The organism is Kitasatospora sp. NPDC059327 (genome assembly GCF_042752535.1).
Classification (GTDB): Bacteria; Actinomycetota; Actinomycetes; order Streptomycetales; family Streptomycetaceae; genus Kitasatospora.
Genome location: NZ_JBHYYB010000098.1, coordinates 1 through 13169 on the forward strand (window position 1 = coordinate 1; position 13169 = coordinate 13169).

12 protein-coding genes and 1 pseudogene are annotated in these 13169 nt (G+C 73.6%); 3 read left to right on the forward strand and 10 right to left on the reverse strand.

The window, feature by feature from the left end:
* The 4 genes from ACFXHB_RS36440 to rimP form a co-directional block, all read right to left on the reverse strand.
* A partial coding sequence (locus tag ACFXHB_RS36440; RefSeq protein WP_380579922.1) for a translation initiation factor IF-2 N-terminal domain-containing protein occupies nt 1–351 on the reverse strand: 351 nt, incomplete at its 3' end.
* 249 nt (nt 352–600) lie between these two features.
* On the reverse strand, nt 601–849 hold the full coding sequence (locus tag ACFXHB_RS36445) for a YlxR family protein (RefSeq protein ID WP_380579924.1): 249 nt from the start codon (nt 847–849) through the stop codon (nt 601–603).
* Nucleotides 850–987: 138 nt separating this feature from the next.
* Complete coding sequence (nusA, locus tag ACFXHB_RS36450) at nt 988–2001, reverse strand: transcription termination factor NusA (protein WP_380579926.1); 1014 nt, start codon at nt 1999–2001, stop codon at nt 988–990.
* Nucleotides 2002–2058: 57 nt separating this feature from the next.
* Nucleotides 2059–2625 carry a ribosome maturation factor RimP gene (gene rimP / locus ACFXHB_RS36455; protein WP_380579928.1) on the reverse strand — a complete coding sequence of 189 codons (567 nt, stop codon included), beginning with the start codon at nt 2623–2625 and terminating at the stop codon, nt 2059–2061.
* Between the two features lie 993 nt (nt 2626–3618).
* On the opposite strand from rimP, the pseudogene ACFXHB_RS36460 reads away from it, so the two are divergent.
* Together ACFXHB_RS36460 and ACFXHB_RS36465 are read left to right on the forward strand one after the other, a co-directional pair.
* Nucleotides 3619–4080: pseudogene (locus tag ACFXHB_RS36460) on the forward strand (ferritin-like domain-containing protein); the annotation flags it as partial.
* Between the two features lie 158 nt (nt 4081–4238).
* A complete protein-coding gene (locus tag ACFXHB_RS36465) occupies nt 4239–5156 on the forward strand; it encodes an aminoglycoside phosphotransferase family protein (protein ID WP_380579930.1) in 918 nt (305 codons plus the stop codon).
* Here ACFXHB_RS36465 and ACFXHB_RS36470 read toward each other — a convergent pair.
* The 5 genes from ACFXHB_RS36470 to dxr all read right to left on the reverse strand — a co-directional run bounded on the left by ACFXHB_RS36470 (nt 5129) and on the right by dxr (nt 10680).
* On the reverse strand, nt 5129–5704 hold the full coding sequence (locus ACFXHB_RS36470; RefSeq protein ID WP_380579932.1) for a GNAT family N-acetyltransferase: 576 nt from the start codon (nt 5702–5704) through the stop codon (nt 5129–5131). The genes ACFXHB_RS36465 and ACFXHB_RS36470 overlap by 28 nt on opposite strands.
* A gap of 54 nt (nt 5705–5758) precedes the next feature.
* Nucleotides 5759–6634 carry a GNAT family N-acetyltransferase gene (locus tag ACFXHB_RS36475; protein ID WP_380579972.1) on the reverse strand — a complete coding sequence of 292 codons (876 nt, stop codon included), beginning with the start codon at nt 6632–6634 and terminating at the stop codon, nt 5759–5761.
* 138 nt (nt 6635–6772) lie between these two features.
* Nucleotides 6773–7933 carry a flavodoxin-dependent (E)-4-hydroxy-3-methylbut-2-enyl-diphosphate synthase gene (ispG, locus tag ACFXHB_RS36480; protein WP_380579934.1) on the reverse strand — a complete coding sequence of 387 codons (1161 nt, stop codon included), beginning with the start codon at nt 7931–7933 and terminating at the stop codon, nt 6773–6775.
* Nucleotides 7934–8072: 139 nt separating this feature from the next.
* Nucleotides 8073–9377, reverse strand: coding sequence for a M50 family metallopeptidase (locus tag ACFXHB_RS36485; protein ID WP_380579936.1), 1305 nt, complete (start codon nt 9375–9377; stop codon nt 8073–8075).
* A gap of 58 nt (nt 9378–9435) precedes the next feature.
* Nucleotides 9436–10680 carry a 1-deoxy-D-xylulose-5-phosphate reductoisomerase gene (gene dxr, locus ACFXHB_RS36490; RefSeq protein ID WP_380579938.1) on the reverse strand — a complete coding sequence of 415 codons (1245 nt, stop codon included), beginning with the start codon at nt 10678–10680 and terminating at the stop codon, nt 9436–9438.
* A 69-nt stretch (nt 10681–10749) separates the two neighbouring features.
* Here dxr and ACFXHB_RS36495 point away from each other — a divergent pair, with 69 nt between their 5' ends.
* Complete coding sequence (locus ACFXHB_RS36495; protein WP_380579940.1) at nt 10750–11415, forward strand: NAD(P)H-binding protein; 666 nt, start codon at nt 10750–10752, stop codon at nt 11413–11415.
* A gap of 70 nt (nt 11416–11485) precedes the next feature.
* Here ACFXHB_RS36495 and ACFXHB_RS36500 read toward each other — a convergent pair whose 3' ends face one another.
* On the reverse strand, nt 11486–12928 hold the full coding sequence (locus tag ACFXHB_RS36500) for an aldehyde dehydrogenase family protein (protein WP_380579942.1): 1443 nt from the start codon (nt 12926–12928) through the stop codon (nt 11486–11488).
* Nucleotides 12929–13169 lie beyond the last annotated feature (241 nt).

Consider the following 13169-nt stretch of genomic DNA (forward strand, 5'->3'; position numbering starts at 1 on the left):
CGCCTCGACGGGCGCGGCCGGGGCGGCGGGCGCCGCGGCGGCGGGGGTGGGACGGGGTCCCGGGGTCGCGGCGGGGCGCGGACCCGGGGTCGGGGCACCCGGCTTGGGTGCGGCCGCGCCGGCGGCGGAACCACCGGCGGGCTGGGGCGCCGCGGGCTTCCGCGGGCCAGGCTTGGCAGCGCCACCAGTGGGGGCGACTCCCAGAGCGTCAGTCAACTTGCGCACGACCGGCGCCTCGATCGTCGAGGACGCCGAACGGACGAACTCTCCGAGCTCGGTGAGCTTGGCCATGACGGCCTTGCTCTCCAAGCCGAGCTCCTTGGCGAGTTCGTAAACCCGGACCTTAGCCACTTCACTCCTGTCTATGAGTCCGGGGGTCTCGTCCGCCGGACTGTCGCTACTTCATGGGCGTACCCATCGCGTACTCATCGCGTACTCATCGAGTGCTCATCGCAATCTCGACCTACTTCCACATCGCGAGGTACCTGACTGGTGGCACGGCGCGCGGCTGCCCGCGCACTGTGCTTGGTGCGGTGGTTCTCCGCCGCGTGGAGCGGCGGCCGTAACAGGGAGGTGCCCACCGGAACGGCCTGAGGAAGCTCAGGGCGCCGGGGTGTCGCCTGCCCGCTCCTCGATGTACTCGCGGAGCCGCTCCGTGTCGAGTGCGCCCTGGAGCCGGAAGGCCCGGGGGAACGCCCGACGGCGGACCGCGAGGTCGAGGCAGGCCGGATCGGGGTGCAGGTGTGCGCCCCGGCCCGGGAGTGCGCCCCGGGGGTCGGGGACGCAAACGCCCTCGACCGCCGTGACACGCAACAGCTGGTGCTTGGCCGCGCGCTTGCGGCAGCCCACGCAGGTGCGTTCCGGGCGTGCTCGGACGTGCGTCCGGCCAGACGAAGGCAAGTCTACCCCTCCGAAGGGACATGGCGCCGCCCCGCCGATCCGGGACGGAACGGCGGGGGGCGGTGGAACGTAGGTACCCGGACTCGGCTACTCGGCCGAGGACTCCCGGCCACCGTCCTCGGGCTGCCCCTCGGTGTCCGGCCGGATGTCGATCCGCCAGCCGGTCAGACGGGCGGCCAGGCGGGCGTTCTGGCCCTCCTTGCCGATCGCCAGCGACAGCTGGTAGTCCGGCACGATCACCCGTGCGGAGCGCTGCTGCAGGTCCACGATCTCCACACTGGTCACCCGTGCGGGGGACAGTGCCGCGGCGACCATCTCGCGCGGGTCCTCCGACCAGTCCACGATGTCGATCTTCTCGCCGTGCAGCTCGCCCATCACCGCGCGCACCCGGCTGCCCATCGGGCCGATGCAGGCGCCCTTGGCGTTCAGCCCGGAGCGGCGCGACCAGACGGCGATCTTGGTCCGGTGGCCGGCCTCGCGGGCGATCGCGGCGATCTCCACGCTGCCGTCGGCGATCTCCGGGACCTCCAGCGCGAACAGCTTCTTCACCAGGCTGGGGTGGGTGCGCGAGAGCGTCACCGACGCGCCGCGCACGCCCCGGCGCACGGCCACCACGTAGCACTTGAGTCGGGTGCCGTGCCGGTAGTCCTCGCCCGGGACCTGCTCCTGCGGCGGCAGGATGGCCTCCAGCTTGCCGATGTCGACCAGCACGTTCTTCGGGTCGTTGCCCTGCTGGACGACACCGGTGACGATGTCGCCCTCCTTGCCCGCGTACTCACCGAAGGTCTGGTCGTCGGCGGCGTCGCGCAGGCGCTGCATCATCACCTGGATGCCGATGCTGGACGCGATCCGGCCGAAGCCGCTCGGGGTGTCGTCGAACTCCTTCGGCTCGACGCCCTCGTCCAGCTCCGCCGGGTCCTCGGTCGCCCAGACCGTCACGTGGCCCGACTTGCGGTCCAGCTCGACCCGGGCCCGACGGCGCGAGCCCTCGGTGCGGTGGTACGCGGTGAGGAGGGCCGACTCGATGGACTCGACCAGCAGGTCGAAGGGGATGTTCTTCTCGTTGACCAGCGTGCGCAGGGCACTCATGTCGATGTCCACGGCTACGCCTCCTCGTCTTTCGTCACGTTCGTCATGGTGCGGTCGGTGTGCGGATCGTCACTGCCCACCGTCGTCCCCCTCCTCGGCGCCGTCGTCCGCCGAGTCGTCGTCCACGAAGTCCGGGGCTTCGTCGAGGAGCTTGTCGTCCTTGCGGTTGAACTCCACCTGGACGCGCGCCCGGGCCACCTCGGTGTACTCCAGACGGCGTTCCTTGGGCCGGCCGCGGCCCTTCACCGGCTGCACCTCGACCAGCGCGCCGTCCTCGTCCGCCTCCAGCACCCGGGCGACGATCTCCCCGCCGTCGACCAGGTGAACGGCGGCCAGCCGGCCCTCGGCCCGGCGCCAGTGACGGGGCTCGACCAGCGGACGCTCCGCGCCCGGCGAGCCGACCTCCAGCACGTACGCGCCGGCGCCCATCACCTCGGACTCGTCCAGGGCGTCCCCGACGATCCGGCTGAACTCCGCGATGGCGTCCAGATCCACGCCGCCGTCGGCGTCCACGTCGATCTGCACCTGTCGGCGGCTGCCCGCCTGGGTGACGTTGACGTCCTCCAGGTCCAGGCCCGCCCGGGCGGCCAACGGCTCCAGCAACGCACGCAGCCGGTCGATGTGGGTGGTGCTCATCCGGGTGGACTCCTCGGCCGCGTCTGCTGTTGTCAGAGGGCGCACCGCGCCGCCCGGCGCCGGTCCGGCGCAGGCCGGGTCGCGGCAGCTCGGCCCAAATCCTATCCGGTGAAGCCGCGAACCACCGATTCCGGACCACGCGCGGACGCCCGGGCGCCACCCACTGCGAGCAAGCTCACACCACCGGGGCACCACCCCGGGCCTGGGAATCCGGACCCGGACACGTGAGGATTCTGTAATCATTCACGCCAACGAGGGCAGGCGGGCAGGCCGTCCTCCCGTACACGCCCCGGAGTGACACCGATGCAGCCGCCCAGCCGACGGACCTTCCTGGCCCTCGGACTGCTCCTCAGCACCGGCGGCGCCATCGCGGCCTGTACCGGATCCCACCACGGCGAGGACGGCGGTGGCCCGGGCGAGCGCCGCCGCCCCGACCCGGACGAGCCGGTCCGCCGGCGCGCCGTCAGCGCCACCGACACGCTGCTCGCCGGGTACGACGCCCTGCTGGCCGGGCCCGGGGCCGGCCAGGCCGGGCTGCTCCAACCGCTGCGGGCCGAGGTGGTCCAGCAGCGGGCGGCACTGGCCGCCGGGCTCCCGGGCGCCTCGGCCGCCCCCTCCGGGACCGCGTCGGGGGGTGCCTCCGGGACCGCGTCCAGGAGCGCCTCGGAGTCCCCGTCGGGCTCGCCCGGCGCCACCGCGCCCGCCTCGACGGTGACCACCGCCACCGCGCTCGCCTCCCTGGAGCGGCAGACCGCCCAGACCCGGCTCGCCGACCTCGGCGCCGCCTCGCCGCAGCTGGCCCGGCTGCTCGCCTCGGTCTCGGCGGCCGGGGTGCTGCACGCGGTCGCCCTCGGCGACACCGCGCCCGCGGCCGCCGCCCCGCCCGGACCGACCGACCCGGCGACCGCGTCCGGTACGCCCTCCCCCGGCGCCACCACCTCCGGCCCGTCCGCCGGCTCCCCGTCCGGCTCCCCGTCCGCCAGCGCGGCGGGCGCCGGGCCGGAGGCGCTCAGCGCGCTCCAGGGCGCGCTGGGCGCCGAGCACGCCGCGATCTACGGCTACGGCGTGGTCGGCGCCCGGCTCCCCGACGACCAGCAGCGCGCCGACGCGCGGACCGCCCTGGCCGCCCACCAGACCCGGCGGGACGCCTGGCAGCGTCTCCTCGGCGGGGCCGGCGCCACCCCGAGCGCGGCGGCAGCCGGCTACCAGCTGCCGTTCGCCGTCACCGACGCGGCCGGCGCCGCCCGGCTGGCCGCCCATCTGGAGAGCCGGCTCACCGCGGTCTACGCCGACCTGGTCGGCGCCGTCACCGGCCCCCAGCGCGCCACCGCCGCCGACGCGCTGCGCGAGTGCGCGCTGCGGGCCCGCCGCTGGGGCGCCGCCCCCACCGCGTTCCCCGGCCTGCCCGACCCGGTCGGCGCGCCCTCCGCCACGACCGGCAGCGCCACCGGCTGACCGCCCACGGCCGCCCCGACCTGCGACGCACCGTCCGGGACCGCCTTCCGGGACCGCCCTCCGAGACCGCCTTCCCGGATCGCTGACCTGCGGTTTCACCGCCATGACCGACAATGGACGGGTAGCACCACGGGGGAAGCGGCAACCGGAAGGCCAGCATGTCGGCAGCACCAGGACAGATCACCGTCCCCGAGTGGCTGACGCGAAGCGTCGGCACGGACGAGGAGGGGCGTCGCTGGCTGGCCGAGCTGCCCGCCCGGGTCGGCACCGGACTGACCCGCTGGGACCTCACGCTGGAACGGGTGATCGACCCGGGCGGCAGCCTGAGCCTGGTCGCCTACGTGCACCGCGACGACCTCAGCCCCGCCGTCCTCAAGACCGGGCTGGTCACCCCGGAGACCGACCGGGAGCACGCCGCCCTCGCCCAGTGGGCCGGCCGCGGCGCCGTCCTGCTGCTGGACTCCGACCCCGCCGAGGGGTCGCTGCTGCTGGAACGGCTGCACGGCGAGATCCCGCTGCGCTCGCTGGCCGAACCGAAGGCGATGCTGGAGGCCACCAGCCTGCTGCACCGGCTCTGGGTGGACCCGCCCGGGAACCACGGCTTCGCCACGCTCGCCGACCGGGCCGCCTCGACCGCGGCCGACCTGCGCCGCCGCGCCGGGCTCCCCGGTGCCGGTGAGGCCGCCGCGCTGGTGACCGAGGCGCTGGACACCGCCGAGGGACTGCTCGCCTCCGCGGCCGAGGAGACCCTGCTGCACGGCGACTTCCACCACGGCAACGTGCTCGCCGCCGACCGCGCGCCCTGGCTGGCCATCGACCCCCGGCCGCTGGTCGGCGAGCGGGCCTACGACCTGGCCCGGCTGACCCTGGACCGGGCGGACACCCTGGTCGGCTCCCCCGGCGTCCCCGGCGCCGTCCGCCGCCGGCTGCACCAGCTCGCGGAGGCCCTGGAGGTGGACCGGGAGCGGCTGCGCGGCTGGACGCTGTTCCGCGCGGCCGACCTCGGGCTGCGCGCCCTGGCGGCGGGCCGCCGGGAGGACGCCGAGCTCTACCTGGAGTTCGCCGGCGCGCTCTGAGCCCGGTCCGGCCCCCGCAGCGGCAGTTCGGCGCCCATCACCGCGTACAGGCGCTCGGTGTTGGGGAAGTGCACCGCCCGCGCGAGGTCCCGGTAGCCGAGCGAGCGGTAGAGCCGACGGGCGGGCGTCTCGGCGTCGATCGCGGAGAGGATGGTGCGCGGCAGCCCGGACCGCGCGCAGAGGTTCCCGATCAGGGCGGAGCCGATGCCCTGCCCCTGGAACTCGGGCAGCACGTGCAGTTCGGTGACCGCGAACACGTCGTCCAGCCAGGCGCCGTACCCGCGGGTCTCCAGATAGGGCTGGATCACGGTGCTCCACCAGTGATCCCGGCGGTTGGGCATGCCGTACCCGAAGCCCACCAGGCGGCCGCCGCTGAGCGCGCCCAGCGCGATCACCCCCGGCTGCTGCGCGTGCCGCCCGACGATGTGCAGCCGGACCAGGACCTCCTCGGGGGTCAGCCCGAACGCCACCGCCTGGACATCGAGCGCCTGCGGAGCCCACGCCGCAAGGTCGATGGCCTCGATCGTCACCCCGGTCAGCTGATCCATGCCCCGGACGTTACTACCCGTCCGGCCCCCGCGCGGGCACAGGTGGCAAGGAGATCAGAAGAGCACGCTCATGAACGCCCCCACCTCGCGGAAGCCGACCCGGCGGTAGGCGGCGCGGGCCCGCAGGTTGTAGTCGTTCACGTAGAGCGAGACCACCGGGGCGACCTCACGCAGGGCGATGTCCAGGACGGCGGCCATGCCCGTCTCTGAGTGGCCGCGGCCGCGGTGGGCCGGGTCGACCCAGACGCCCTGGATCTGGCAGGCGCCCTCCGTGACGGCACCGACCTCGGCCTTGAACACCACCTGGCCGTCCTCCGCGAAGCGGGCGAACGAGCGGCCGGTGGAGATCAGTTCGGCGACCCGGGCCTGGTAGAGCAGGCCGCCGTCACCGGCCAGCGGGGAGACCCCGACCTCCTCGGTGAACATCGCCACGCAGGCCGGCATCAGCAGCTCGATCTCGTCGCGCCGCACCCGTCGCACCAGCGGATCGGGCGCGATCTCGGCGGACGGCGTCGTGGTGGCGAGCAGCGGCTGGTGGGCGCGGACCTCCCGGGCCGGGCCCCAACTGCGTTCCAGCAGCGCCCAGAGCGCGGCGGTCGCCTCGGCCGGGCCGACGATCGAGGAGCAGCGGCGGCCCTGCCGGCGGGCCCGTTCGGCGAAGGCCTGCACGGCCTGCGGACCGGCGTTGACCAGGACCAGGTTCGCACCGGCGTAGCACAGCGCGTCCAGCTCGCCGCGCTCGTCGTACCAGCCCCACATCTCCCCGCCGAGGCGCCACGGGTCCAGCCCGACGGCCTCCACCCGGGTCGCGACGAAGGCGTTGGCGACCGGGTCGCGGCGCAGCACCGCCAGGGTGTCCGCGAGGTCGGGGGCCTCCAGGACGCGCGTGGTCGCCAGGGCGCGGGCGGCCTGGAACGAGCTGGGGAGCATCACACCTCGATCGAGCATCGAGACAGCACCTCACTGAGACGACTCTGGCCGCACCCTACTCCGTGGCCCCACCCGGCTACGGCCGCGGGGCCGTCCGCGCACGGACGGCCCCGCCTCCGGAAGACTACCGACCGCCGGTCACTCCGCGGCGGTCACGGTCGGGGCACCGGCCTCGACACCCTCGGCCTGCATCAGTTCGGCCAGCTTGAGGGCCTCCTCGATCAGGGTCTCGACGATCTTGGACTCGGGCACGGTCTTGATGACCTCGCCCTTGACGAAGATCTGGCCCTTGCCGTTGCCGGAGGCGACCCCGAGGTCGGCCTCGCGGGCCTCGCCGGGACCGTTGACGACGCAGCCCATGACGGCGACGCGCAGCGGCACCTCCATGCCCTCCAGGCCGGCGGTGACCTCCTCGGCGAGCTTGTAGACGTCGACCTGGGCGCGGCCGCAGGACGGGCAGGAGACGATCTCCAGGCCGCGCTGGCGCAGGCCGAGCGACTCCAGGATCTGGTTGCCGACCTTGATCTCCTCGGCCGGCGGGGCCGACAGCGAGACCCGGATGGTGTCGCCGATGCCCTCGGCCAGCAGCGCGCCGAAGGCGACCGCGGACTTGATGGTGCCCTGGAAGGCGGGGCCGGCCTCGGTGACGCCGAGGTGCAACGGGTAGTCGCAGGCGGCGGCGAGCTGGCGGTAGGCGTTGATCATCACGACCGGGTCGTTGTGCTTGACCGAGATCTTGATGTCGCGGAAGTCGTGCTCCTCGAACAGCGAGCACTCCCAGAGCGCGGACTCGACCAGCGCCTCGGGGGTGGCCCGGCCGTACTTCTCCAGCAGGCGCTTGTCGAGCGAGCCAGCGTTGACGCCGATCCGGATCGGGATGCCGGCGCCCTTGGCCGCCTTGGCGATCTCGCCGACCTTGTCGTCGAAGGCCTTGATGTTGCCCGGGTTGACGCGGACCGCGGCGCAGCCGGCGTCGATCGCGGCGAACACGTACTTGGGCTGGAAGTGGATGTCCGCGATGACCGGGATCTTCGACTTCTTCGCGATGATCGGCAGGGCGTCGGCGTCGTCCTGGGACGGAACGGCGACCCGCACGATCTGGCAGCCCGAGGCGGTGAGCTCGGCGATCTGCTGCAGCGTGGCGTTGATGTCCGAGGTGACCGTGGTGGTCATCGACTGCACGGAGACGGGGGCATCGCCACCGACCGGCACGTTGCCGACCATGATCTGCCGGGAGACACGGCGCTTGGCGAGCGGCTTGAGCGGCAGGGACGGAATACCGAGCGAGATCGCGGTCATGTGCGCAGGGTTCCCCGGGGTTGAGGTGTGGTCGATCCGGCCGTTCGACGGCCTGGGCCGGGCGCGCCGATGAAACGCGCGCCCGGCCCCCACGGTACGGCACGGTGGTGGCCCCGGGCACACCAGCCGTACCCGGCGACTAGCTGATCTTGACCGGGTTGACCAGGTCGGCGACCAGGACCAGCAGGGTGAACCCGATGAAGACGCTGGCCACGACGTAGGCCAGCGGCATGAGCCGGGCGACGTCGAACGGACCGGGATCGGGCCGCTTGAACAACTGTGCGAACCGGCGGCGGACCGACTCCCAGAGGGCGCCCGCGATGTGGCCGCCGTCCAGCGGGAGCAGCGGCAGCATGTTGAACAGGAAGAGCGACAGGTTGATGCCGGCCAGCAGGTTCACGAAGTACGCGACCCGCTGGGATCCCGGGATGTCGAGCGAGAAGACCTCGCCGCTGACCCGGGCCGCGCCGACCATGCCGATCGGCGAGTCGACGTCGCGCGGGGCGCCGTCCACCACCGAGTTCCACAGGCCCGGGACCTTGCCCGGCAGGGCCACCAGCGACTTCACGCCGCTCTCGGCCATGTCGTACATCCGGTCGAGGGATTGCCCCACGCCCAGCCGGACGACACCGCTGGTCGGGGTGAAACCGAGGAATCCGGCCCGCACCGTCTCGCCCTTGATCGGCATGCCGTTGCCGTCGTACTTCTGGACGTCGTTGACGGCGATGGTCGGGTTGAGGGTGAGCTGCTGCCCGTCCCGCTCGACCACGACCGGCACGGTCTTCCCGGCCGATCGGCGGATGTCCGCCTGGAGCTGGTCGTAGCCGCCGATCCGGTCGCCGTCGAAGGAGACCACCTTGTCGCCGGGGCGCAGCCCGGCCTCGGCGGCGGGGGTCCGCGGCGCGTCGGCCGGGCAGTTGTCGGTCGGCTGGCCGGCCTTGACGACGCACTCCGCGACGGTGCCGATGGTGGGCACCGTCATCGAGACGCCGAAGCCCATCATCACGGTCAGGAACAGCCCGAAGGCCAGGATCAGGTTCATGAACGGGCCCGCGAACATCACGATGACGCGCTTCCACGGCTTGCGGGTGTAGAAGAGGCGGCTCTCGTCACCCTCCTGGAGCTCCTCGTAGGAGGCCTCCCGGGCGTCCTCGATCATGGTGCGCCAGGGCGAGCTGCTGCGCTTGGTGATCCGCCCGTCCGCACCGGGCGGGAACATCCCGATCATCCGGATGTACCCGCCCAGCGGGATCGCCTTGACGCCGTACTCGGTCTCGCCCTTGCGGCGGGACCAGACGGTCGGACCGAAGCCGACCATGTACTGCGGCACCCTGATGCCGAACAGCTTGGCCGTCGACAGGTGGCCGAGCTCGTGCCAGGCGATCGAGACGAGCAGCCCGACCGCGAAGACCAGGATGCCCACCACCGTCAAAACCGTTGCCACCGCTGGCCCTCCGTCATTGCGCTCAGCTCGTCCTCTTGTCGTACCGCGGCTGGGGCCGTCAGCCCGCCGCCAGCTCGCGGGCCCGGGCCCGGGCCCAGTCCTCCGCGTGCAGGACGTCCTCGACGGTCAGAGAAGTTCCCGCCGCGACCCGCCCGCCGTCGTACTGTCCGTGCTCGGCCACGACCTTGGCAACAGTGTCCACGATTCCGGTGAAGGCGAGGCGGCCCTTCAGGAAGGCCTCGACGCACTCCTCGTTCGCCGCGTTGAAGACCGCCGGGGCCGTCCCGCCCAGCGAACCCACCTCGCGGGCCAGCTCCACCGCCGGGAAGGCCTCGTTGTCCAGCGGGAAGAACTCCCAGGTGGCGGCCTTCGTCCAGTCGCAGCCGGGCGCGGCGTCCGGGACCCGGTCCGGCCAGCCCAGACCCAGCGCGATCGGCATCCGCATGTCCGGCGGGCTGGCCTGCGCCAGCGTCGAGCCGTCCGCGAACTCCACCATCGAGTGCACCACCGACTGCGGATGGACCACGACCTCGATCCGGTCGAAGGGCACGTCGTACAGCAGGTGCGCCTCGATCACCTCCAGGCCCTTGTTGACCAGGGTGGCCGAGTTGATCGTCACCACCGGGCCCATCGCCCAGGTCGGGTGCGCCAGCGCGTCCTGCGGCGTCACCCCGGCCAGCTGCTCGCGCGAACGGCTGCGGAACGGGCCACCGCTCGCGGTGACCACCAGCTTGCGGACCTCGGCCCGGGTACCGCCGGCCAGCGCCTGGAACAGCGCGGCGTGCTCGGAGTCCACCGGCACGATCTGCCCGGACCGCGCCACCGCCTTCACCAGCGGGCCACCGACGATCAACGACTCCTTGTTCGCCAGCACCAGCACCCGGCCCGCCCGCAGCGCCGCCAGCGTCGGACGCAACCCGATCGACCCGGTGATGCCGTTCAGCACCGAGTGGCACTCCACGCCGGCCAGCTCGGTGGCCGCGTCCGGCCCCGCCAGCACGGCGGGAAGCGGACGGCCCGCGGCCTTCGCCGCCAGCGCCTCGCGCAGCGCGGGCTCGGCCGCCGGATCGGCGACCGCCACGGTGTGCACGCCCAGCTCCAGGGCCTGCTCGGCCAGCAGCTCCACCCGGCCACCGGCCGCCGACAGGGCGACCACGCGGAACCGGTCCGGATTGCGGCGCACCACGTCGATGGCTTGGGTGCCGATCGAACCGGTCGAGCCGAGGATCACCAACTCCCGGGGAGCGGAAGGGTCCTTCACCACGGGGGTGAAGCGCAGCTGCGGGTGGGCGAGCGAAGTCATGCGCCCATTGTGTCCTGCCGACCGGCCTCCGCAGGACGCGGCCGTGCGTCCCGGGCTACCGTCGGAGCCATGCGTACCGTCATCGCCGGAGGCCACGGACAGATCGCGCTCAAACTGGAACGGCTGCTCGCCGAGCGCGGCGACCGCCCCGCCGGCCTCATCCGCCGCCGCGAACAGGCCGAGGACCTGGTGGACGCCGGGGCCGAGCCACTGCTGCTCGACCTGGAGAGCGCCACCGCCCCCCAACTCGCCCAGCTGCTCACCGGCGCCGACGCCGTGGTCTTCGCCGCCGGCGCCGGCCCGGGCAGCGGCGCCGCCCGCAAGAACACCGTCGACCGCGACGCGGCCGTCCTGCTCGCCGACGCCGCCGAGCTCGCCGGCGTCCGGCGCTACCTGATCATCTCCTCGATGGGCGCCGACGCCCACGCGGACCACCCCGCCGACCCGGTCTTCGAGACCTACCTGCGGGCCAAGGGCGCCGCCGACGACGCCGTCCGCGCCCGCGACACGCTCGACTGGACGGTGCTGCGCCCCGGCCGGCTCACCGACGGGCCCGGCACCGGACTGGTCCGGCTCGCCCCCTCGGTCGAACGCGGCGCGGTGGACCGGGCCGACGTGGCGGCCGTCCTGGCCGAACTGCTGCGCGAACCGGGCACCGCCGGGCAGACGCTGGAACTGGTCGCCGGCAACGCCGCGGTGGCGGAGGCCGTCGGCGCCGCGGCCGGCCGCGGCTGAACCCCCCGGGCACGCCGAGGGGCCCGGTGCCACCGCGCCGCAGTGGTACCGGGCCCCTCGGACGCCGGGATCAGAGGTCGAGGCCGGTGAGGACCAGGACCTTCTCCACGGTGTAGTCGTCCATCGCGTACTTGACGCCCTCACGGCCGACGCCGGAGTCCTTGACGCCGCCGTACGGCATCTGGTCGGCGCGGTAGGACGGCGCGTCGCCGATGATCACACCGCCGACCTCCAGCTCCCGGTGGGCCCGGAAGGCGGTCTGCAGGTCGCGGGTGAAGACGCCCGCCTGCAGGCCGAAGGCGGAGTCGTTGACCGCGGCGAAAGCCTCCTCGGTGCCGTTCACCCGGTGCAGCGACAGCACCGGGCCGAACACCTCGGCCTTGGCCAGGATCGCGTCCCCGGGCAGCTCGGCGAGCACGGTGGGGGCGTAGGTCGCGCCCTCGCGGGTCCCGCCGGTGAGCACCTTGGCGCCCTTGGCGACGGCGTCGTCCACCCAGGACTCCACCCGCTTCGCGGCGTTCTCGTCGACCAGCGGGCCGACGTCGGTGGCGTCGTCGTTGGGGTCACCGGTGACCTGCGCCTCGACCTTGGCCACGATCCGCTCCACCAGCGCGTCGTAGACCGACGCGTCGGCGATCACCCGCTGCACCGAGATGCAGGACTGACCGCCCTGGTAGTTGGCGAACATCGCGATCCGGGTGGCGGCCCAGTCCAGGTCGGCCTCGGAGGACCAGTCGGCGAGCACCACGGCAGCGGCGTTGCCGCCGAGCTCCAGGGTGGTGTGCTTGCGCGGCACCGAGTCCATGATCTGGTAGCCGACCTTGTCCGAACCGGTGAAGGAGATCACCGGCAGGCGCGGGTCCTGCACCAGGGCGGGCATCCGGTCGTTCGGCACCGGCAGCACGCTCCAGGAGCCGGCCGGCAGGTCCGTCTCGGCCAGGATCTCGCCCAGCACCATCGCGGAGAGCGGGGTGGCCGGAGCCGGCTTGAGGATGATCGGGGCGCCGACCGCGATCGCCGGGGCGACCTTGTGGGCGACCAGGTTCAGCGGGAAGTTGAACGGGGCGATGCCCAGCACCACGCCGCGCGGGAACCGGCGCACCACCGCGAAACGGCCCACGCCGCCCGGGTCGGTGTCCAGTCGCATGGTCTCGCCGTTGGTGCGGCGGGCCTCCTCGGCCGCCCAGCGGAACACCGAGACGGCACGGCCGACCTCGCCGCGCGCCCACTTGATCGGCTTGCCGTTCTCGGCGGTGATCAGCTGGGCGATCTCCTCGGTGCGCTCGGCCAGCCGCTTGGCCACGTGGTCCAGCGCGGCGGCACGCACGTGCGCGGGGGTGGCGGCGAACACCGGCAGCGCGGCCACGGCGGCGTCCAGCGCCTCCTCGACCTGCGCCTCGGTCGGGACGCCGACCTTGCCGACCAGGCGGCCGTCCCAGCTGTTGTGCACCTCGAAGTCGGCGTCGCCGCTCGCCCGGCGGCCGGCCAGCCAGAAATCGTACGTGGTGGTCACCGTGGTACCGGCCCTCTCCTCGTCGTCCTCACGGCCCCACGGACGTGGAACCAGAATCGAGGGTAGGGGCGGCGACGCGCCGACCGGGTTGGCCACGAAGTAGCGTTCGCCGTCGCGGCCACTCCATCCCGTCCAGCGGCCCGGCCGTACGCCCCGGGCCGGCGGCGCCCCGGGGGCGCGTCACTCCCGAGGCCCGTCACTCCCGAGGCCTGCGGCTCCCGGGCGCGTCACTCCCCGGACC

Bases quoted from the DNA above. Each gene is read 5' to 3' on its own strand.
- dxr (WP_380579938.1), bottom strand. From the start codon at position 10,680: ATGACTTCGCTCGCCCACCCGCAGCTGCGCTTCACCCCCGTGGTGAAG.
- ACFXHB_RS36475 (WP_380579972.1), bottom strand. From the start codon at position 6,634: ATGCTCCCCAGCTCGTTCCAGGCCGCCCGCGCCCTGGCGACCACGCGC.
- ACFXHB_RS36470 (WP_380579932.1), bottom strand. From the start codon at position 5,704: ATGGATCAGCTGACCGGGGTGACGATCGAGGCCATCGACCTTGCGGCG.
- ispG (WP_380579934.1), bottom strand. From the start codon at position 7,933: ATGACCGCGATCTCGCTCGGTATTCCGTCCCTGCCGCTCAAGCCGCTC.
- rimP (WP_380579928.1), bottom strand. From the start codon at position 2,625: ATGAGCACCACCCACATCGACCGGCTGCGTGCGTTGCTGGAGCCGTTG.
- ACFXHB_RS36465 (WP_380579930.1), top strand. From the start codon at position 4,239: ATGTCGGCAGCACCAGGACAGATCACCGTCCCCGAGTGGCTGACGCGA.
- ACFXHB_RS36495 (WP_380579940.1), top strand. From the start codon at position 10,750: ATGCGTACCGTCATCGCCGGAGGCCACGGACAGATCGCGCTCAAACTG.